This is a genomic window from Pseudoprimorskyibacter insulae, from assembly GCF_900302505.1.
Taxonomy (GTDB): domain Bacteria; phylum Pseudomonadota; class Alphaproteobacteria; order Rhodobacterales; family Rhodobacteraceae; genus Pseudoprimorskyibacter; species Pseudoprimorskyibacter insulae.
Genome location: NZ_OMOJ01000002.1, coordinates 104,725 through 123,504, shown reverse-complemented (window position 1 = coordinate 123,504; position 18,780 = coordinate 104,725). Strand labels below are relative to the sequence as shown.

General features: G+C 55.8%; 22 protein-coding genes. 11 read left to right on the top strand and 11 right to left on the bottom strand.

Annotation, left to right across the window (positions count from 1 at the left end; translation table 11 throughout):
• Window positions 1–7: 7 nt before the first annotated feature.
• Window positions 8–1,072: a heat-inducible transcriptional repressor HrcA gene (hrcA, locus tag PRI8871_RS06180; protein WP_108885329.1), complete on the bottom strand. Its 1,065-nt coding sequence runs from the start codon at window positions 1,070–1,072 to the stop codon at window positions 8–10.
• Window positions 1,073–1,188: 116 nt separating this feature from the next.
• On the opposite strand from hrcA, the gene rph reads away from it, so the two are divergent.
• Genes rph through hemW form a run of 3 tightly spaced genes read left to right on the top strand, consistent with a single transcriptional unit; the run spans window position 1,189 to window position 3,663 of the window.
• On the top strand, window positions 1,189–1,902 hold the full coding sequence (gene rph / locus PRI8871_RS06175) for a ribonuclease PH (protein WP_108885328.1): 714 nt from the start codon (window positions 1,189–1,191) through the stop codon (window positions 1,900–1,902).
• Entirely contained in the window at window positions 1,899–2,510 is a 612-nt protein-coding gene (gene rdgB / locus PRI8871_RS06170) for an RdgB/HAM1 family non-canonical purine NTP pyrophosphatase (protein ID WP_108885327.1), read from the top strand. Before rph ends, rdgB begins: the two co-directional genes overlap by 4 nt.
• Entirely contained in the window at window positions 2,473–3,663 is a 1,191-nt protein-coding gene (gene hemW / locus PRI8871_RS06165; protein WP_245897787.1) for a radical SAM family heme chaperone HemW, read from the top strand. Before rdgB ends, hemW begins: the two co-directional genes overlap by 38 nt.
• Here the strand turns inward: hemW and PRI8871_RS06160 are convergent.
• The 7 genes from PRI8871_RS06160 to hemJ all read right to left on the bottom strand — a co-directional run bounded on the left by PRI8871_RS06160 (window position 3,657) and on the right by hemJ (window position 11,032).
• Complete coding sequence (locus PRI8871_RS06160; RefSeq protein WP_108885326.1) at window positions 3,657–4,574, bottom strand: ParB/RepB/Spo0J family partition protein; 918 nt, start codon at window positions 4,572–4,574, stop codon at window positions 3,657–3,659. The two genes, hemW and PRI8871_RS06160, sit on opposite strands and share 7 nt — an antisense overlap.
• 31 nt (window positions 4,575–4,605) lie before the next feature.
• The gene (locus PRI8871_RS06155; RefSeq protein ID WP_108885325.1) at window positions 4,606–5,415 is read right to left on the bottom strand and encodes a ParA family protein; all 810 of its coding nucleotides are present in this window, start codon (window positions 5,413–5,415) and stop codon (window positions 4,606–4,608) included.
• A complete protein-coding gene (gene rsmG / locus PRI8871_RS06150) occupies window positions 5,408–6,022 on the bottom strand; it encodes a 16S rRNA (guanine(527)-N(7))-methyltransferase RsmG (RefSeq protein WP_108885324.1) in 615 nt (204 codons plus the stop codon). Before rsmG ends, PRI8871_RS06155 begins: the two co-directional genes overlap by 8 nt.
• A 1-nt stretch (window position 6,023) precedes the next feature.
• On the bottom strand, window positions 6,024–7,892 hold the full coding sequence (mnmG, locus tag PRI8871_RS06145; RefSeq protein WP_108885872.1) for a tRNA uridine-5-carboxymethylaminomethyl(34) synthesis enzyme MnmG: 1,869 nt from the start codon (window positions 7,890–7,892) through the stop codon (window positions 6,024–6,026).
• A gap of 11 nt (window positions 7,893–7,903) precedes the next feature.
• Window positions 7,904–9,175: a tRNA uridine-5-carboxymethylaminomethyl(34) synthesis GTPase MnmE gene (gene mnmE, locus PRI8871_RS06140; RefSeq protein ID WP_108885323.1), complete on the bottom strand. Its 1,272-nt coding sequence runs from the start codon at window positions 9,173–9,175 to the stop codon at window positions 7,904–7,906.
• 21 nt (window positions 9,176–9,196) lie between these two features.
• Window positions 9,197–10,468 carry a transcription termination factor Rho gene (rho, locus tag PRI8871_RS06135; protein WP_108885322.1) on the bottom strand — a complete coding sequence of 424 codons (1,272 nt, stop codon included), beginning with the start codon at window positions 10,466–10,468 and terminating at the stop codon, window positions 9,197–9,199.
• 114 nt (window positions 10,469–10,582) lie between these two features.
• Entirely contained in the window at window positions 10,583–11,032 is a 450-nt protein-coding gene (hemJ, locus tag PRI8871_RS06130) for a protoporphyrinogen oxidase HemJ (RefSeq protein ID WP_108885321.1), read from the bottom strand.
• 417 nt (window positions 11,033–11,449) lie between these two features.
• Between hemJ and PRI8871_RS06125 the strand changes: the two genes are divergently transcribed.
• Genes PRI8871_RS06125 through dnaQ form a run of 4 tightly spaced genes read left to right on the top strand, consistent with a single transcriptional unit; the run spans window position 11,450 to window position 14,193 of the window.
• Window positions 11,450–12,049, top strand: a complete 600-nt coding sequence (locus PRI8871_RS06125; protein WP_108885320.1) for a Maf family protein — start codon at window positions 11,450–11,452, stop codon at window positions 12,047–12,049.
• Window positions 12,046–12,879 (top strand): shikimate dehydrogenase, encoded by an 834-nt coding sequence (locus PRI8871_RS06120; RefSeq protein ID WP_108885319.1) that lies wholly within the window; start codon window positions 12,046–12,048, stop codon window positions 12,877–12,879. Before PRI8871_RS06125 ends, PRI8871_RS06120 begins: the two co-directional genes overlap by 4 nt.
• Window positions 12,876–13,460 (top strand): dephospho-CoA kinase, encoded by a 585-nt coding sequence (gene coaE, locus PRI8871_RS06115; RefSeq protein ID WP_108885318.1) that lies wholly within the window; start codon window positions 12,876–12,878, stop codon window positions 13,458–13,460. Before PRI8871_RS06120 ends, coaE begins: the two co-directional genes overlap by 4 nt.
• A 1-nt stretch (window position 13,461) precedes the next feature.
• Window positions 13,462–14,193, top strand: coding sequence for a DNA polymerase III subunit epsilon (gene dnaQ / locus PRI8871_RS06110; RefSeq protein WP_108885317.1), 732 nt, complete (start codon window positions 13,462–13,464; stop codon window positions 14,191–14,193).
• On the opposite strand, the gene secB is transcribed toward dnaQ, so the two are convergent.
• Both secB and PRI8871_RS06100 read right to left on the bottom strand, forming a co-directional pair.
• Window positions 14,194–14,700, bottom strand: a complete 507-nt coding sequence (secB, locus tag PRI8871_RS06105) for a protein-export chaperone SecB (RefSeq protein WP_108885316.1) — start codon at window positions 14,698–14,700, stop codon at window positions 14,194–14,196.
• Window positions 14,701–14,758: 58 nt separating this feature from the next.
• Window positions 14,759–15,244 (bottom strand): FxsA family protein, encoded by a 486-nt coding sequence (locus tag PRI8871_RS06100; protein WP_108885315.1) that lies wholly within the window; start codon window positions 15,242–15,244, stop codon window positions 14,759–14,761.
• 100 nt (window positions 15,245–15,344) lie between these two features.
• Between PRI8871_RS06100 and PRI8871_RS06095 the strand changes: the two genes are divergently transcribed.
• From PRI8871_RS06095 to PRI8871_RS06085, 3 genes are read left to right on the top strand one after another with little or no spacing between them, the layout of a single operon-like run.
• Window positions 15,345–16,004: a Tim44/TimA family putative adaptor protein gene (locus tag PRI8871_RS06095; protein ID WP_108885314.1), complete on the top strand. Its 660-nt coding sequence runs from the start codon at window positions 15,345–15,347 to the stop codon at window positions 16,002–16,004.
• Complete coding sequence (mltA, locus tag PRI8871_RS06090; protein WP_108885313.1) at window positions 16,001–17,041, top strand: murein transglycosylase A; 1,041 nt, start codon at window positions 16,001–16,003, stop codon at window positions 17,039–17,041. The genes PRI8871_RS06095 and mltA overlap by 4 nt, the downstream gene beginning before the upstream one ends.
• Window positions 17,038–17,631 carry a Smr/MutS family protein gene (locus PRI8871_RS06085; RefSeq protein WP_108885312.1) on the top strand — a complete coding sequence of 198 codons (594 nt, stop codon included), beginning with the start codon at window positions 17,038–17,040 and terminating at the stop codon, window positions 17,629–17,631. Before mltA ends, PRI8871_RS06085 begins: the two co-directional genes overlap by 4 nt.
• On the opposite strand, the gene idi is transcribed toward PRI8871_RS06085, so the two are convergent.
• The gene (gene idi / locus PRI8871_RS06080; protein ID WP_108885311.1) at window positions 17,628–18,176 is read right to left on the bottom strand and encodes an isopentenyl-diphosphate delta-isomerase; all 549 of its coding nucleotides are present in this window, start codon (window positions 18,174–18,176) and stop codon (window positions 17,628–17,630) included. The genes PRI8871_RS06085 and idi overlap by 4 nt on opposite strands.
• A gap of 148 nt (window positions 18,177–18,324) precedes the next feature.
• Here idi and PRI8871_RS06075 point away from each other — a divergent pair, with 148 nt between their 5' ends.
• Complete coding sequence (locus tag PRI8871_RS06075; RefSeq protein ID WP_108885310.1) at window positions 18,325–18,735, top strand: c-type cytochrome; 411 nt, start codon at window positions 18,325–18,327, stop codon at window positions 18,733–18,735.
• The last annotated feature ends 45 nt before the right edge of the window (window positions 18,736–18,780 follow it).

The window sequence follows — 18,780 nt, the reverse complement described above, 5'->3', positions numbered from 1 at the left end:
TTCACCTCTAACCGCGTTCGGCCAGCAACCTGCCGACCAGCTGCGCCGTGTAATCAACTATCGGTACGATCCGCCCGTAATTCAGACGCGTGGGTCCGATGACCCCGACCGCACCGATGATCCTTCGGTCAGCGTTCATATATGGAGAGACCACCAAAGAGGAACCCGAAAGTGAGAAAAGTTTGTTCTCTGACCCGATAAAAATGCGCACACCCTCGCCGTCCTCGGCCAATTCGAGGAACTCGGCAATGTCCCGCTTGCGTTCAAGATCGTCAAACAACTCTCGGACGCGTTCAAAGTCCTCTTCCTCGGGCGTTCCCGACAAAAGATTCGACCTGCCGCGCACAATCAAACGTTCGCCTTGCACGCCTGCAGTTTCCCAAATCGCGGTGCCATTTTCGATCAGCTCTTGCGCCAGCTTGTCCAGCTCTTGGCGGCGCCGCGCGATTTCGGCCTGAATGACGCCGCGCAATTCGGACAGGGTCCGCCCTTCGATGAAGGCGTTCAGGAAATTCGCCGCCTCGCGCATCGAACTTGGTGTCTGGCCAACCGGCGGCGTGAACAGGCGGTTCTCAACATGGCCGTCGGCAAAAACCAAAACGACCAGCGCCCGTTCCGCGCCAAGCGACACAAATTCAATATGCTTGATCGGGGCTTCATGCTTGGGCGTCAGAACCAGCGACGCACCCTGCGTCACGCCCGACAAAGCCGTGCCGAGCTTATCAAGCAAACCGGTAACATCATTGCCACGATTGCCAACAGTCGCATCCAGTGCCTGACGGTCAGAGGCATCCAGATCGCCGACCTCCAGCAACCCATCAACGAACATGCGCAAACCCATCTGCGTAGGAATACGCCCGGCTGAAACATGCGGGCTATTTAGCAGGCCCAGATATTCCAGATCCTGCATCACGTTGCGGATGGTCGCGGCGGATACCTTTTCGCTCAGCGACCGTGTCAGGGTACGTGACCCGACCGGCTCACCGCTTTGCAAATAGGCTTCGACCACGCGGCGAAACACTTCGCGCGACCGATCGTTCATTTCGTTGAGTATGTTGGTCCTGTCAGCCATGGTCTCTGCTCTGTCAGCCTAGGACTTAAATGCGGTCCGTGCAAAAGGTCAATCAGGGTTGCGCCTACACCAGCTGGCCATATATCCCGGCGGTGCCAGTTTACAGGGATTATACCATGCGACCTTCAGGACGAGAACTTAGCCAAATGCGCCCGGTTTCAATTGAAACCAATGTGACCAAGCATGCCGAAGGATCGTGCATGATAAAGATGGGCGACACGCATGTGCTGTGCACCGCCACCATCGAAGATCGCGTGCCGCCCTTTATCAAAGGCTCGGGCCTTGGCTGGGTGACGGCGGAATACGGAATGCTGCCGCGCTCGACCTCGTCGCGGATGCGCCGCGAAGCTGCCATGGGCAAGCAAGGTGGCCGCACGGTTGAGATTCAGCGCTTGATCGGCCGCGCCCTGCGTGCAGGCGTTGACCGCGTTGCGCTTGGCGAACGCCAAATCACCGTCGATTGCGATGTCATTCAGGCCGATGGCGGCACGCGCTGCGCCTCGATCACCGGCGGTTGGGTCGCGTTGCGTCTGGCTGTGAACAAACTGATGAAAGCGGGTGACGTGATTTCCGATCCGCTGATTTCGCCGGTCGCAGCGGTCAGCTGTGGGATTTATGCAGGTCAGGCCGTGCTGGACCTTGATTACCCCGAAGACAGCGATGCGGGCGTGGATGGCAACTTCATCCTGCGCGCAGATGGCCAGTTGATCGAAATCCAGATGTCAGCTGAAGGCGCAACCTTCTCGCGCGATCAGATGAACCAGCTTTTGGATCTGGCCGACAAGGGCGTGTCCGAACTGGTTGAGCTGCAATTGCAGGCGACGAAATGACCCGTAAGTTCACCGGCGATACGCTTTTGGTGGCAACGCACAATCAGGGCAAGCTCGATGAGATTGCCCATTTACTTGAGCCTTTCGGCGTCAAGGTTGTCGGCGCCAAGGAAATGAACCTGCCGGAACCGGACGAGACCGAAACCACCTTTGTCGGCAATGCCCGGATCAAAGCGCATGCCGCCGCAAAGGCGACCGGACTTCCGGCGCTGTCCGATGACAGCGGGATCGCAATCGATGCGCTGGATGGCGCGCCGGGGGTTTATACCGCCGATTGGGCCGAAACCGGCAGTGGCCGCGATTTCGTGATGGCCATGACCAAGACCCATGACAAACTGGAGGCGGTCAACGCCCCCTACCCGCGCACGGCTCAGTTCTGCTGCACGCTGGTTTTGGCTTGGCCCGATGGTCACGACGAGGTGTTCCCCGGCGTGATGCCCGGCCAACTGGTTTGGCCAATGCGCGGCGATCAGGGCCATGGATATGATCCGATCTTCCAACCGGACGGCTACGACATCACCTTTGGCGAAATGGACCGTTGGGAAAAGAACAAGATCAGCCACCGCGCCGATGCGTTCCGCAAATTCGTGGCAGGCTGCTTTGATTGAAGATTGGCGGAACGGCGGGTTCGGGCTTTATCTGCATTGGCCGTTCTGCGAAGCGAAGTGTCCCTATTGCGACTTCAACAGCCACGTGTCGCGTCAGATTGACCAGACCGCGTGGCAGGTCGCCTATCTTTCCGAAATTGAGCGTGTTGGCGCATTGACCAAGGACCGGGTTTTAAACTCGGTCTTTTTTGGTGGCGGCACACCGAGCCTGATGAACCCGGATTTGGTGGATGCCATTCTGGAAAAAATCCGTGACACGTGGACCTTAGCCAATGATCTGGAGGTAACGCTTGAAGCCAACCCCGGATCCGTCGAGGCAGGCAGGTTCAAAGCCTATTCCGAGGCTGGTGTGAACCGCGTGTCGATGGGATTTCAGGCTCTGAACAATCGCGATCTGCGGCGTTTGGGTCGAATCCACACAGTTGAGGAAGGCCGCCGCGCTTTTGACATTGCGCGGTCCACTTTCAAGCGCGTCAGCTTTGATCTGATCTACGCTCGCCAAGAACAAGCGCCTGAGGATTGGCGTGCTGAGTTGACCGAAGCGCTGAACATGGCGGTTGATCATCTATCGCTGTATCAGTTGACGATCGAACAAGGCACGGCTTTTGGCGATCGCTACAACGCGGGCAAATTACGCGACCTGCCAAACGATGATGCCGCGGCTGAAATGTACGAGATCACGCAAGAGGTTTGCGATGCCTTCGGTATGCCAGCTTATGAAGTGTCAAACCATGCCCGGCCAGACGCGGAATCTCGGCACAACATGATCTATTGGCGGTACGGAGATTATGCCGGCATTGGACCGGGTGCGCATGGACGCCTGACTTTGAACGGCAAGAAACATGCGACTGAGGCATTTCGTCAGCCCAACCTATGGCTGGAACGTGCGCTTGGCGGCAATGGGGATAGTGTTGTCGGGGCGCTGACGCCGCAAGATATGGCCGGCGAATACCTGATCATGGGGATGCGTATCAACGACGGGATAGATGTCACTCGCTTTGAAGCCTTGGCCGGACAATCGATCAATCAGGATGGGCTGCGCGATCTTCTTGATTGGGGAATGGTAACCGCCACCCCAAATGAAATCAGCACCACACGGGCGGGCCGAATGGTGCTGAATGCTGTGATCGAAAAACTGATGCCAGATCAGTGACCGCCGCTTAGGCGCATGCAAACATCATCGAGCTGATCCAGGCTATGATAGCGGATCACAACACGACCGCCCTCCCCGCCTGTATCATGCTCAATTGAAACGCTCATCCCCAAGGCTGCGGACAGATCCCCTTCCAAAGCGCGGGTGTCTGCATCTTTTTCCGCGGGAACAGAACGGGAAGCACCAGACTGCGTCGGAGCCTTTTTCGGCTCTGTTTCGCCTTTAACCAGCTTCTCAGTTTGACGAACCGATAGAGCCTCAGCCACAACTTTCTTGGCCAACTCAATCGGGTTTTCAGATGTAATTAGCGCACGCGCGTGGCCTGCGGACAGCTTGCCAGTTTCGACCAGGTCTCGAACTTCATCCGGCAGGTTCAAAAGTCGAAGCAAGTTCGCGATATGGCTACGGCTTTTGCCCAGCGCTTCGGCCAGCTTTTCCTGCGTATGTCCAAACCGATCCATCAGCTGGCGGAAGCCCGCCGCCTCTTCGATGGCGTTCAGGTCAGCCCGCTGAATGTTCTCGATGATCGCAACTTCAAGAACTTCTGTATCATCAAAGTCGCGCACGATGACAGGCAGTTCATGCAATTGCGCCATTTGGGACGCGCGCCAACGACGTTCACCGGCGACGATCTGGAATTTTCCCGGCGCATCAGGATGCGGTCGAACAATCAGCGGCTGGATCACGCCTTTGGTTCGGATTGAATTGGCCAGTTCTTCAAGCTGATCCTGAGTGAACTTGCGGCGCGGTTGGTTCGGGTTTGCGACAATATCCTCAATGGGAATGCGGCGATCCGGCTGTCGCGCCTGCTCTGCCCCGCCTGACGCTTCGGTCGGCGCGGCCTCAACATCTGCCATAAGGGCCGATAGCCCACGACCCAGTCCGCGACGTTGGTCTTTTTTATCTGCCATTTATTCGACCTTCCTGTTTGTCGTTTATTGTTTATGCCGCAACCGAAGCGTTTCTGCGCATCAGCTCTTTGGCCAGATTTCTGTAAGCGGCCGCACCTTTGGAATTGGTGTCATAGCTCAGAACCGGCATTGCGAAGGACGGTGCCTCGCTGACTCGGACATTTCGCGGGATGACTGTTTCAAACACGAGATCCCCAAGATTGTCGCGGGCATCAGCCTCGACCTGTTGCGACAGATTGTTGCGCGCGTCGTACATTGTTAGAACGACGCCTTCGATCCGCAAATTGGGATTTGCGGTCTGGCGCACCTCGCGGATTGTCAGCATCAGTTGTGACAACCCTTCCAACGCAAAAAACTCGCTTTGCAGCGGCACCAGAACGGCATGTGCTGCGACCATCGCGTTGACAGTCAAAAGGTTGAGAGACGGCGGGCAGTCGATCAGAATAAAGTCGAACTGGTAACGGTCCATTGCAACCTGCCGAAGTGCGTCATGAAGAAGGAAGCTGCGCTTTTCGTTCGCCATAAGCTCCATATCCGCGGAGCTGAGGTCCACCGTAGCAGGAACAAGTTTAAGGCCGTCAATCTGAGTGTTAAGAATAACCTCATCAAGATCGACGTCTTCCAGTAGCAACTCATAAGTCGTCATCTGACGGTCATCGACCTCGATACCCAAGCCAGTCGAAGCGTTACCTTGAGGATCAAGGTCAACGACCAAGACGCGACAATTCTGCTCCACTAGCGCGGAGGCCAAATTAATCGTCGTGGTGGTCTTCCCGACGCCGCCTTTCTGGTTCGCAATCGCGATGATTTTGGGAGCCGCAGACCTGCTAAGATCAGACACGTTCAATGCCTCCGATTTCGAGGATGGTGGAGTTACTGCTTGTTTTGCTTTTATGCGGATTCAGAGTGAATCGCCATTTTTCTTTGGCGGCTTCAACCTCTTTTTCCCAGGTCTCGCCTTTTTGAAACAGCGCAACCCCGGACTCCGCCATGTGGTGATCCGCGAAGCTAAGCAAAGTATCGAGATCGGCCAATGCGCGGGCGGAAACCACGTTTGCATTGATTGTTTCGACAGCTTCAATCCTCTGAGCCCAAATCGTTGCTTTTAATCCCAGCTCTCGCTTTACGGTTCTGAGAAAAGCGCATTTTCGTTGATCGGATTCTATCAGGTGGAACTCAGTTGCTGGGGAGAGTTCCTTAGCCAATACCGCGCACACCAAGCCGGGAAATCCCGCTCCACTGCCGATGTCTAGCCAGATAGCCCCGGGATTTTGTTTCACGTGAAACACTTGGGCGCTATCGACAATATGACGGCGCCAAAGGTCACTTACAGTAGATGGACTGACCAGATTTATTTTTCTAGTCCATTTTCTTGCGAGAGTTTCATAAAAACGAAGGCTGTCATATGTTTCACGTGAAACATTCAGGCCCGAAACAATCTCTTCCATACTACGCAGTCCGCCGCTTTTCACTTCTCCGTACACGTCCAATCAGCAGTGTTATGGCTGCTGGCGTCATACCTTCAATTTTACCAACTTGAGCAATCGATTCTGGTTGCAAACGAACAAGCTTCGTCTTCAGCTCATTTGATAGCCCTTCAACAGTCGAAAAATCGAAACCCTGTGGAATCCTCAAATTCTCGTCACGGCGCAGCGCTTCTACATCTGATTTTTGCCGGTCTATGTAATTTGAATACAGGGCGTCCTTGGCCACTTGATCCAAAACACTTAAAGAAAACTCCGAAGCCTCTTTAACCAAATTCAAGATTTCTTCAACACCAACATCTGGAAGAGCCAGAAGTTGGAATGCTGATCTACGCGTCCCATCTTGGTTCAACCGAATACCAACAGCGCCAACCTCTTTCGGTGTAAACGACTTTCCTTTTAACAACGCGGTGGCGTTGCCAAGGTTGGCATGCTTTTCTTCAAACGCAAAGCGACGCCGTTCGGAAACGCATCCGAGATCAATCGCTTTGGGCGACAAACGCTGGTCGGCATTGTCCGCCCGTAGCGACAATCGGAATTCCGCCCGAGACGTAAACATTCGGTACGGTTCCGTCACTCCGCGTGTGATGAGATCATCGACCATCACACCAATATAGCTTTCTGATCGACTAAAACTAATTCTATCGCGCCCCAAAGCACGTGCCGCCGCGTTCAGCCCAGCAACAAGGCCTTGAGCGCCCGCCTCTTCGTACCCCGTCGTGCCGTTAATTTGGCCCGCCAAATACAGTCCGCCCAAAGCTTTCAACGACAAATCGCTATTCAATGACCGCGGATCGACATAGTCGTATTCGATGGCATATCCCGGCTGAAGAATGACCGTCTTTTCCAGTCCCTCAATCGACGCGATGTATGTTTCCTGTACATCAACAGGAAGCGAAGTTGAGATTCCGTTGGGATATACTGTGTGGTCGTTCAGACCCTCAGGCTCTAGAAAAACCTGGTGCGAGGTTTTATCGGCAAATCGCACAACCTTGTCTTCAATCGAAGGGCAGTATCGCGGACCAATACCTTCGATATGACCGCCGTACATAGCAGAACGATCCAAATTCGCACGGATAATTTCATGCGTTTTCTCATTGGTGTGCGCGATCCCGCAGTTCACCTGCGCGCAGACAGGTGCGTTGCTCAGGTAAGAGAACATGCTGGGAACGTCATCTCCGGGCTGTTGCCCAAGAATATTCCAATTGATCGTGCGGCCGTCCAACCGCGGTGGCGTCCCAGTTTTCAAGCGACCCATCTGCAGATCGAATCCGCGAATTCGCTCGGCCAATGCGATCGAAGGTCTATCTCCCATGCGCCCACCAGGGTAAGATTTTTCTCCGATGTGGATGGTACCGTTGAGAAAGGTGCCCGTGGTCAATACAACTGACGCAGCATGTACCTCGGCACCATCGCTTAAAACGACGCCCGTTACACGATCACCCTTTGATATAAGATCAGAAACTTCGCCCGCCATAATCGTCAGCCCTTCTTGGGCCTCTAACTGACGGCGCATTTCGGTTTTGTAACGGTAACGATCGGCTTGGGCACGCGGCCCTTGAACTGCTGGTCCTTTGCGGCGGTTCAACAGTCGAAACTGGATCCCTGCGTAATCAGCAACAACTCCCATGACTCCACCCATGGCGTCAATTTCACGCACAAGATGCCCTTTGCCCAAACCACCAATGGCCGGGTTACAGGACATCACGCCGATGCCGTCCAACTTCAACGTAATCAATGCAGTCCGCGCGCCCATGCGTGCCGACGCGCTTGCCGCCTCCGCTCCTGCGTGACCGGCTCCTATCACGACGACATCGAAGTCATTTTGTTTCACGTGAAACACTCCTATTTGCCCAAGCAAAAACGCGAGAATATCTCGTCCAACAAATTCTCAACGTCTATTCGGCCGACCAGCATTTCCAAGCGCCGCACCGCAGTGCGGATTTCTTCCGCTGCCAAATCGTACAGATCCGGGCCCGATTCGACCAACCCGATTCCGGCTTGCAAACTATCGACAGCCGATGACATAGCGACGCGCTGCCGCTCTCGCGTAATCAAGCCAGCAGATCCCGCGCGGTGAGAAAGAACGGATTGCAAGTTTGCAATCAATTGATCGACCCCTGCCCCGGTTTTTCCGGATACCCCACAAAGCCCCGCATCATCTTTGGCCTTCAAAAGCAAATCGCCCGCTTTGGGTTCAAAAACCGGCGACGATCCTTCCTCAACTAAGAACACACGTATATCCGCAGCCATCGCACGGACCTCTGCCAAACGCACACCAGCGGCTTCAATCACATCTTCGGTTTCGCGCACACCCGCCGTGTCTAAAATGGTCACGGGCAAACCGCCCAGATCCATCCGCACTTCGATCACGTCGCGCGTCGTTCCCGCTATGTCAGAGGTAATCGCAGCTTCACGCCCCGCCAACCGGTTCAACAACGTCGATTTACCCACGTTGGGCGCCCCGACAATTGCCACTTCAAACCCATCACGAATGCGCTCAGCCGCAGAATAGCCCAATAGCTCTTGGCGAAGGTCCGAAACAACGCCCTCCAACAAACCCATTACCTCAGGCGACACATCAACCGGAACGTCCTCATCCGCAAAATCAATCGTCACTTCGATCAATGATGCTGCGCGGATTAAGGCCTCTCGCCACTGGTCAACCTTCTGACCAATGGCACCAGACAATACCCGCTGCGCCTGCAACCGCTGAGACTCTGTTTCTGCGTCAATCAGATCTGCAAGCCCTTCGACCTGCGTCAAATCCAAACGTCCGTTCTCCAAAGCGCGGCGGGTAAATTCCCCCGGCTCTGCCAACCTTGCACATGTGTTCCCCAACTCACGAAGCACTGCAGATACGATTGCTGTGCTACCATGAAGTTGAAATTCTACAACGGGTTCCCCGGTAAAGCTCGCCCCCTGCTCGAAGCACAGAACCAAAGCCTCATCCAACATAGCACCGTCCGAGCTGCAAACTGTGCGCACGCCCGCACGCCGCATTGGTGGCAAATCACAGAACTTCGACGCAACAGAAAACGCGTCCGCACCCGAGATGCGCACGACAGCCACTCCGGCCTTCCCACGAGCCGTGGCAAGGGCAAAAATCGTATCCATCGCGGCCTCCGGCTACGCGTGTCAGGTATTCATAGAATCAAAGAATTCAGAGTTGGTTTTGGTCTGTTTCAGCTTGGAAATCAGGAACTCAACCGCATCTGTGGTGCCCATTGGGTTCAGAATGCGGCGCAGAACGAAGGTCTTCTGAAGGTCGACTTTATCAACCAGCAGATCTTCCTTACGCGTGCCGGACTTGAGAATATCAAGCGCCGGGAAGACGCGCTTATCTGCGACCTTACGATCAAGCACGATTTCCGAGTTACCGGTGCCTTTGAATTCTTCAAAGATCACTTCGTCCATCCGGCTGCCGGTTTCGATCAGTGCAGTCGCGATGATCGTCAACGATCCGCCCTCTTCGATGTTCCGCGCTGCGCCAAAGAAACGCTTCGGGCGCTGCAGCGCGTTTGCGTCCACACCACCGGTCAAAACCTTGCCCGATGACGGCACAACCGTGTTGAACGCACGACCAAGTCTTGTGATCGAATCAAGAAGGATCACAACATCTCGTTTATGCTCGACCAGGCGCTTGGCTTTTTCGATCACCATTTCCGACACGGCGACGTGACGGGTTGCCGGTTCGTCGAAGGTCGAGGAAATGACTTCCCCCTTCACCGACCGCTGCATGTCGGTCACTTCTTCAGGGCGTTCGTCGATCAGCAGAACGATCAGATAGCACTCTGGATGGTTCTTTTCGATCGAGGACGCAATGTTCTGAAGTAGAACCGTCTTACCGGTCCGCGGCGGTGCCACGATCAACGATCGCTGGCCTTTACCAATCGGTGCAACCAGATCAATGATCCGCGCCGAGCGGTCTTTGATGGTCGGGTCTTCGATCTCCATTTTCAGGCGTTCATCCGGATAGAGCGGCGTCAGGTTGTCGAAGGCGATCTTGTGGCGCGCGCGCTCGGGATCTTCGAAGTTGATTTGCGTCACGTCCATCAGGGCGAAGTAACGCTCATTTTCTTCGGGGGCTTTGATCGCTCCATCAATGGTATCACCGGTGCGGAGCGAGAATTTGCGGATCATGTCCGGCGAGACATAAATATCGTCAGGGCCCGGCAGATAGTTTGCTTCGGGCGAACGCAGAAAACCGAACCCGTCCTGAAGCACTTCCAAAACACCGTCACCGAAAATGTCCCAGCCTTCATCTGCACGTTCGCGCAGGATCTGGAACATCATCTCGCCCTTACGCATGGTCGAGGCATTTTCGATCTCAAGCTCTTCGGCCATCGCCAAAAGGTCTTTGGGGCTTTTCGCTTTCAGATCGGCAAGATTCAGGCGTTCTTCGGACATATGCCCTCCTCGCCCATCTTCGGGCGTCATCGAAAATACTAAACAGGAAGTGCTTTGGCCCGGACGGACCAGCGTTCGCCGTATAATCTCAACACCCTTCTGAGTCAATCGGCCTCAGAATTTGACGATCACCGACAGGACGATCACCACCATGAACAAGGTCGGCAGTTCGTTCATCATCCGGTACTGTCGGCCCGTTTTCGATGCCGTTCCCTTAGCAAAGACTTTGCGTTCCTTCGCAGCCCAGTGGTGGAACCATGTCATCGCTAGAACGGCTGCGCCCTTGGTCCACGGCCAAACCCAGTCCCAGCCGACGATACCGGGCGTAAAAACCATGATAAGCCCGCAGACCCACGCCACAACCATTGCTGGGTTCATGATGAAGCGCAGCAGCTTGTGTTCCATCACTTGCAGCGTCTCATCCAGCTGATCGCCGCGTGTTGCGCGTTCAGCGTGATAGACAAAGAGTCGGGGCAGATAGAACAGGCCAGCCATCCAGGACAAGACTGCCATGACATGCAGGGCTTTTACCCATGGATAGGCGATGATCAGGATATCAGACATGGTGGGCTCCTTAGACCTGAACACTCATTAATAAAAAATTATATAAAGAAAAAGATGATGATGTCTTAGGTGGGACCAGAGTCTGTGGATTAATGAATCGTTAACGAAGTTATCAACGGACTGTTTCGCTGTGGACAAACAGTAGGGCTGTTTGCCCGGTTTTTCGATAACGAATTTTTTTCATATACATCATATGTTTAACGTGACGCTAAGTTGCATCAGTTTGTGGATAACTTTGTTGGCGAAAGGGTGCACTCGAAAGATCCTAGCCTCTGCTCGCTTATCCTCCTAACAGCCCGAACAATGACCCTGATCCGGTGCGCGACTCAGGTGGTTGTCCTCTGCTTGCAAAGACGGGCCGTTTTCCCCAAAACGATCAGATAGTCTATCTGCAGGGTTATGAACGGACCTATCCACATGTCTCAGACCATCATCTTGGCGTCTGGTTCCGAAATCCGGGCGCAATTGCTGCGGAATGCGGGTATCGCGTTTGACGTGATCAAGCCACGCGTGGACGAAGACATGATCCGCGACGCGCTGATTGCCGAAGGTGCCTCGCCCCGCGATGTGGCCGATGCTTTGGCCGAGTCTAAGGCCGCCAAAGTCAGTGACAAGAACCCTGATACGCTTGTGCTGGGCTGCGATCAGGTGCTGGACTTCCAAGGTCAGATCTTCAGCAAACCTTCCTCGCCTCAAGATGCGTTAACCCAGCTTCAGGCGTTGCGCGGTCACCGGCACAGCCTGCTGTCTGCGGCGGTGCTCTACCATGACCGGAAACCGATCTGGCGTCATGTGGGCCAAGTGCGGCTTCAGATGCGCAGCGCCAGCGACACATATTTGAACGGGTATATTGAACGGAACTGGGACAGCATTCGCCATTCCGTCGGAGCCTATAAACTGGAAGAAGAGGGCGTCAGGCTGTTTGCTCGAATCGACGGGGATTATTTCAATGTCCTCGGGCTGCCATTGGTAGAGCTTCTTGGCTTCCTGACCGTAAGAGGAGACATTGAAGGATGAGTGAAACAAGAGTGCCCTTGGCAGGTGTGATCGGATCGCCGATTGCGCATTCAAAGTCCCCTCGGCTGCATGGCCATTGGCTGCGAACACTGGGAATTCGCGGGCACTACATCCCGATGGAGATCATGCCCGACGATCTGGAATCTGCCCTGCGGATGTTGCCCAAACTGGGCTTTGTCGGTCTCAACGTCACCATTCCCTATAAGGAAAAAGCGTTAGAAATCGCCGATCTGGTGACAGATCGCGCCACCCTGATCGGCGCTGCGAATACGCTGATTTTCCGTCCTGACGGTCAGATTCACGCCGATAATACAGATGGTTACGGGTTTATTCAGAACATTCGCCAAACCCTCCCCGATTGGAAAGCCGACGCCGGAACCGCCGTTGTGCTGGGCGCAGGCGGTGCGGCGCGTGCTGTGCTTGCCTCGCTTCTGGATGCAGGCACTCAGCGCATCATTCTTTCGAACCGCACCCGCATTCGGGCGGATAACCTGAAAGACGAATTCGGCAAGCGTGTCGAGGTTGTGGATTGGGTGCATGTCGGCAATGCGATCGAAGACGCGGTTCTTCTGGTGAACACCACGTCTTTGGGCATGGTCGGCAAGGCCGAAATGCGCATTCCGCTGGATGGCCTGCGGCCCGGCACCGTGGTGTCAGATCTGGTTTATACCCCGATGATGACCAAACTGCTGCAAACCGCCAAGGACAAAGACTGCCGTATCGTGGACGGTGTCGGTATGTTGCTGCATCAGGCCGTGCCGGGGTTTGAACGCTGGTTTGGCGTCCGCCCTGAAGTGACCGAAGATCTGCGCCGGGTGGTTTTGGGGTGACGTTCAAGCTCGGCCTGACGGGATCCATTGGAATGGGCAAATCCACCACCGCGGCAATGTTTGCGGCGGCGGGGTGCGCCGTTTGGGATGCGGATGCGGCGGTTCATCGCCTTTATGCCAAAGGCGGCGCGGCGGTTGCCCCTATGGCGGCGGCCTTCCCTCTGGCGATCCGGGATGACAGCGTTTCACGTGACGCGCTGCGCACCATCATTCAGGCCGATCGCACCGCCCTGCCCCGGATTGAGTCCATCGTTCATCCGCTGGTGCGCGATGATCGCGCGGCGTTTGCAGCCGAAACCAAGGCCGATATCGCCGTTTTCGACATCCCTTTGCTGTTTGAAACCGGGTCTGAGGGCGAATTTGACGCTGTGGCTTGCGTGTTTGTTGGGCCGGACGAACAGCGCAGCCGTGTCATGGCGCGCGGCACGATGTCTGAGGCGCAGTTTGAGCAGATCTTGGCCAAGCAAATGCCGATTGAGGACAAATGCGCCCGGTCAGACTATATCATACCAACCGACACACTTGAGGGTGCACAGGCTGCGGTGCAGGACGTGCTGAGCCAGATCAAAGGCAGGGTCTGATATGCGGGAAATCGTTCTCGATACCGAAACCACGGGGTTTGATCCCGAACAGGGCGACCGGATTGTTGAAATCGGGGGGCTGGAGCTTTTCAACCACGTTCCGACGGGGGCCACGTTCCACGAATATATCAACCCCGAACGGTCCATGCCGATGGACGCTTTCAAAGTGCACGGCATTGGCCCGGATTTGCTCGAACCGCCGCAACCGCCCGCGCCCGGTGCGGTATTGCTGCGCGATAAGCCGGTGTTTGCCAAGGTTGGGCAAAAATTCCTCGATTTCGTCGGCGATGCTAAGCTGGTGATCCACAATGCCAGCTTTGACATGAAGTTCCTGAATTTCGAACTGCGGCGCATGGGCTTACGGGAACTGCCGTGGGATCAGGCGCTTGATACGCTGGCCATTGCGCGCAAACGCTTTCCCGGCTCGCCCGCGTCGTTGGATGCCCTGTGCCGCCGGTTCGGAATCGACAACACGTCACGTACCTTGCACGGCGCGTTGCTTGACTCGGAAATCCTGGCGGATGTGTATCTTGAGCTGATTGGCGGCAAACAGCCCGATTTCGGCCTGTCGACTCAATCGTCGGGTGCCGCTGGTTCGGCGGGCGATCAATCCACATGGCGCCCTGAAAAGAGGGCAAACCCATTGCCGTCCCGGATCACGGACGAAGAAAAGGCGGCTCACGCCGCCTTTGTCGAGAAGATGGGGGACAAAGCGCTGTGGCGCAAAGTCTGATCAGGCGTCTGCCTTGACCTCGCCTGCAGCCGTTGCAGCCTGACGGCGCAGCAGTTCGTTGCGGTACAGCGCCATAAAGTCGATCGTTTCCAGGTTCAGCGGCGGGAAGCCACCGTCGCGGGTCACGTCCGACACGATGCGGCGCACGAACGGGAACAGCATGCGCGGGCATTCGATCAGCAGATAGGGGTGCAGCTGCTCTTCCGGGATGCCTTCGATGTTGAACACGCCAACATAGTCCAGCTCCAGCAGGAACAGGTGTTCGCCGTTCGACTTCGAGGTCGAGTCGACTTTAAGCTTCAGCACAACTTCGTACTGGTTGTCGGCCTGACGCTTCTTGGCATCCAGATTGACCTGGACTTTGACGTCGGGCTGCACTTCACCGGTCGCGCCTTTTTGCGACAGGATGTTTTCGAACGACATGTCGCGAATGAACTGAGCCAGAACATTCATCTTAACCTGAGGCGCCTGCGGTGCAGCGGCCTGTGCGTTTTCGTTTTCGGCCATCTAAATTTCTCCCAAGAAATGTGGTCGCATTTGGCTTTATCAGGTCACAGGCCCGGTCTCAATGCTTCGTCCAGCCAGAAGGCCCGTCGCTGGGCTTTTTGGCCGTTTCCACCTCTTCGTAAGATCCATCGATCACATTCGGATCGCGCGGTCTGTGTGTGTCAAACCCGCCGCGTTGGCCCATTTCGAACTGCTGAACCCGGATACGTTTGCGCAAATGTCGGTAGATTGCTTCGCGGACCGGCGGCATCAGAAGCGAGAATCCGACAAAGTCGGTGAAAAACCCCGGCGTCAGCAACAAGGCCCCGGCCACAAGGATCATCGCGCCATCGGCCAAGGGCCGCGTCGGATCATCCAGCCGCGAAAACGACGATCGTAGCCCCTTCATCGCCATCGCGCCCTGACTTCTGACAAGTGACGTGCCAATAATCGCCGTAATGACAACGATCAAAAGCGTCGGAAATAGCCCGATTAGGCCGCCAACTTGGATAAAAAGGGCGATTTCGATCATCGGCACTGCGACGAAGGCTAGCAACATCCACATCTTGGTCTCCTTTCGCGGGTCGCATAGTAGACTTGAACCCGCCTAGCCCCTACATAGTTGCAGAGCGCCGTAGTTACCACGTGTGCAACAAGAGGTATCAATGAACTCGCCTATTTTTCAGCTTCTGGCCCTGGCCGCTGTCGCAATTTTCCTGATCCTGCGCCTGAAAAGCGTGCTGGGAACACGTGACGGCTACGAAGAGCCTCCGGTCGTCAAACCGGTTGAACGTCGTGCGCCTAAGCCCGAGTTTGAAGTAATCGATGGTGGCCCGGACCGCGATATCATCGACCATGTGCCCGAAGGCAGCGACGCCGCTGATGCGTTGGCCCGAATGAAACGCGCTGAACCATCCTTCAATGTGGGTGAATTTCTGGGCGGGGCGCGCGGTGCCTATGAAATGATCCTGATGGGGTTTGAACGCGGCGATCTGGCCGAAATCAAACCGTTTCTGGATGAAGACGTCTACGCCACCTTTGCCGAGGTGGTTGAAGCACGCAACGCGCAGGGCCTGACGATTGAGGCCGAATTCATCGGCGTTCGCGAAATGTCACTGGCCGATGCGACCTTTGACGATGCAACGCAAACGGCTGAGGTTTCGGTCAAATTCATTGGTGAGCTGACCTCGGCAGTGCGCGACAATGCGGGTGAAATCATCGAAGGCAGTGCGACACAGATCAAACGTCAGAAAGATGTCTGGACCTTTGCCCGCAGCATGGGCGCGTCCGATCCGAACTGGCAGCTTGTCGCCACGGGCGAATGATCAGATCGCTTTGGGCTCTTTTGTTGCTGGGGTTAGTCATGGCGGGATCAGAGTCCGAAGCGGAAACCGAACACAGCTATTCGATCCTCGGGTTTGAGGATCTGAACGGGTGGGAAGATGACGATCACAACGCCGCGCTTGAGGTGTTTCGCAACACCTGCGCCGATCTGTCAGAGCCTGATTGGTTAACGCTTTGCGCTGCCGCACGCGATTTGGACGACGGCAAGCAGTTTTTTGAACTGTTTTTCCGCCCGGTTCTGGTGTCCGACGGAAGTGAAGCGCTGTTTACAGGCTATTTTGAACCCGAACTTGACGGATCGCGTACCCCAACCAGTCGATACAAATACCCGATCTACCGCCTTCCGCCCGAAGCGCGGGATGGAAGCTGGATCAGCCGTCGCCAAATCATGACATCCGGGGTGATGGACGGGCGTGGGCTTGAAATCGCATGGGTCGACGACCCGGTTGAGCTGTTTTTTCTTCAAATACAAGGGTCTGGACGTATCCGCCTGCCCGATGGTGGGTTTATCCGCGTGGGCTATGGCGGCAAAAATGGGCACCCCTACCGATCTGTCGGCCAAGAACTGGTGCGACGCGGGATCTATGAGCCTCATCAGGTGTCCGCACAGGTGATCAAATCCTGGGTCCGACGCAATCCGCGCGATGGGGCCGAACTGCTGTATCACAACCCATCGTTCGTGTTCTTCCGCGAAGTGAACCAAGTTCCCGCACATCTGGGGCCGCTTGGCGCGATGAACCGTTCCATCACCAAGCTGCGGTCCATCGCTGTTGATCCGCGTTACACGCCCTTGGGCGCGCCGGTTTGGATTGAAAAAGGCGGTGACAATGCGATGCGCCGCTTGATGGTCGCGCAAGACACAGGGTCCGCGATCAAAGGCGCGCAACGTGCCGATATTTTCATGGGAACGGGTGATGCAGCGGGCCGCACCGCTGGCCGGATGAAAGATCCCGGCCGTATGGTCGTTCTGATGCCGATCCAACGCGCCTATGCTTTGTTGCCGGAAGGCATTCAATGAGCCGGCGACGCCTTAGAAAAGAAGACCTTGAACTTTGGGAACTGGTCGCCAAATCGACGGACCGTTTGCAAAGGCGGTCCCCTTTGGCCAAGCGCGACCCCGACGAAATGCCCACGCAATTTGAAGCGCCTGCCGCCGATCCGGCCCCCCTGCCCCGGTTTCGTGTGGGCCAAGTCGCCAAGCCCAAGCCGGAATCAACCGCAATGCCGCAAACGGTGTCGCAGCAACTGGCCACCTCAGGCGTGCACATGGACAAAAAGGCCTTTGGCCGGATGCGTCGCGGCAAATTGGTGCCTGAGGCGCGGATCGATCTGCACGGAATGACGCTCGATCAGGCGCATCCGGTGCTAAACCGCTTTATCCTAACCTCGCATATGCGGGGGTTTCGGCTGGTTCTGGTGATCACCGGCAAGGGCCAACGCGATGATCCGCATGACCCAATGCCCTTGCGGCGCGGCGTGTTGAAACGGCAAGTGCCGCAATGGCTCCGGCTGTCGCCCTTGACCCATGTCGTGCTGCAAGTCACCGAAGCGCATATCAAACACGGCGGGGCTGGTGCCTATTACGTCTATCTGCGGCGGGGTCGCTAGGCCGGAGTTTCGCCGAAAATCGCCGACTTGTGCTGATCCAGATAGATCTTCAGCCATGGCGTAAACGCATCGGGCGTTTCCTCGATCTGCTGTTCAAGCTCTGACACTGACACCCACCGCACAGCTTGAACCTCATCTTGGTTCAACGAGATATCCAGCGTTTCGGGCGCGATGGCGGTGTAAATCTCAACCAATTCGTGTTCGATCATGTCGCCGCCCACATCGGCGCGGTATTCCACCTGCTGGCGATGGATCAGATCTAACCCGGCGATCCCCAGTTCTTCCTGTAGCCGACGATTTGCACAATCGAGGCTGGCTTCCCCCCAATGCGGATGGGTGCAACAGGTGTTCGCCCATAGGTTCGGGGTGTGATACTTGGCCGCCGCCCGTTGTTGCAGCAGGATCTTGTCACCACACAAGACAAAGACCGAAATGGCCATGTGTTTCAGGCCCTGCTGATGGACGGCAAGTTTGTCCATCGGGACAAGCGTGCCGTTCACCCAAGCAGGGATTTCAGTTTGGTTTGTGTCAATGCGCGAATTCATGCCGGCTTCATGTAAATTTTTGCCGGGTTCGTCAATCCGCCTACGTCTACCCGCCCATTGGTCGCAGGGTTTTGAGCGCAAAATCTGTTGTTTGAGACCGTGACAGCCCTTAGGTTCCGCTTCGGAGACGTGTCATGGGAGTTTACACATGAAACTGACGATCGCTACTGCACTGGCAGTTGCATCCCTCGCCACAACTGCCTTCGCAGAAGGTGACGCCGCGAAGGGTGAAAAGACATTTAAGAAGTGCAAAGCCTGCCACGCCATCACGAATGGGGATGATACCATCGTGAAAGGTGGCAAAACTGGCCCCAACCTGTACGGCGTTATTGGCCGCACCGCAGGCAGCTATGCCGATTTCGGCTATGGCGCTGACTTGGTGAAAGCTGGCGAAGCCGGTCTGGTCTGGGACGAGGAAACCTTTGAGGCCTATGTCAAAGACCCCAAGGGCTTCTTGGCTGAATACTTGAACGATGGCGCAGCCCGTTCGAAGATGTCGTTCAAGCTCGCTAAGGGCGGCGAGGACGTCTACGCCTATCTGGTCAGCGTCGCCGAGTAATCGCAACCGACCGACAAAAACAAAGGGCGCTTCGGATCGAAGCGC

What these genes read in the sequence shown, in the direction of transcription:
- hrcA (WP_108885329.1), bottom strand. Translation starts at nt 1,072, where the DNA reads ATGGCTGACAGGACCAACATACTCAACGAAATGAACGATCGGTCGCGC.
- rph (WP_108885328.1), top strand. Translation starts at nt 1,189, where the DNA reads ATGCGACCTTCAGGACGAGAACTTAGCCAAATGCGCCCGGTTTCAATT.
- rdgB (WP_108885327.1), top strand. Translation starts at nt 1,899, where the DNA reads ATGACCCGTAAGTTCACCGGCGATACGCTTTTGGTGGCAACGCACAAT.
- hemW (WP_245897787.1), top strand. Translation starts at nt 2,473, where the DNA reads ATGCGTTCCGCAAATTCGTGGCAGGCTGCTTTGATTGAAGATTGGCGG.
- PRI8871_RS06160 (WP_108885326.1), bottom strand. Translation starts at nt 4,574, where the DNA reads ATGGCAGATAAAAAAGACCAACGTCGCGGACTGGGTCGTGGGCTATCG.
- rsmG (WP_108885324.1), bottom strand. Translation starts at nt 6,022, where the DNA reads ATGGAAGAGATTGTTTCGGGCCTGAATGTTTCACGTGAAACATATGAC.
- mnmE (WP_108885323.1), bottom strand. Translation starts at nt 9,175, where the DNA reads ATGGATACGATTTTTGCCCTTGCCACGGCTCGTGGGAAGGCCGGAGTG.
- rho (WP_108885322.1), bottom strand. Translation starts at nt 10,468, where the DNA reads ATGTCCGAAGAACGCCTGAATCTTGCCGATCTGAAAGCGAAAAGCCCC.
- hemJ (WP_108885321.1), bottom strand. Translation starts at nt 11,032, where the DNA reads ATGTCTGATATCCTGATCATCGCCTATCCATGGGTAAAAGCCCTGCAT.
- PRI8871_RS06125 (WP_108885320.1), top strand. Translation starts at nt 11,450, where the DNA reads ATGTCTCAGACCATCATCTTGGCGTCTGGTTCCGAAATCCGGGCGCAA.
- PRI8871_RS06120 (WP_108885319.1), top strand. Translation starts at nt 12,046, where the DNA reads ATGAGTGAAACAAGAGTGCCCTTGGCAGGTGTGATCGGATCGCCGATT.
- dnaQ (WP_108885317.1), top strand. Translation starts at nt 13,462, where the DNA reads ATGCGGGAAATCGTTCTCGATACCGAAACCACGGGGTTTGATCCCGAA.
- secB (WP_108885316.1), bottom strand. Translation starts at nt 14,700, where the DNA reads ATGGCCGAAAACGAAAACGCACAGGCCGCTGCACCGCAGGCGCCTCAG.
- PRI8871_RS06100 (WP_108885315.1), bottom strand. Translation starts at nt 15,244, where the DNA reads ATGTGGATGTTGCTAGCCTTCGTCGCAGTGCCGATGATCGAAATCGCC.
- PRI8871_RS06095 (WP_108885314.1), top strand. Translation starts at nt 15,345, where the DNA reads ATGAACTCGCCTATTTTTCAGCTTCTGGCCCTGGCCGCTGTCGCAATT.
- mltA (WP_108885313.1), top strand. Translation starts at nt 16,001, where the DNA reads ATGATCAGATCGCTTTGGGCTCTTTTGTTGCTGGGGTTAGTCATGGCG.
- PRI8871_RS06085 (WP_108885312.1), top strand. Translation starts at nt 17,038, where the DNA reads ATGAGCCGGCGACGCCTTAGAAAAGAAGACCTTGAACTTTGGGAACTG.
- idi (WP_108885311.1), bottom strand. Translation starts at nt 18,176, where the DNA reads ATGAATTCGCGCATTGACACAAACCAAACTGAAATCCCTGCTTGGGTG.
- PRI8871_RS06075 (WP_108885310.1), top strand. Translation starts at nt 18,325, where the DNA reads ATGAAACTGACGATCGCTACTGCACTGGCAGTTGCATCCCTCGCCACA.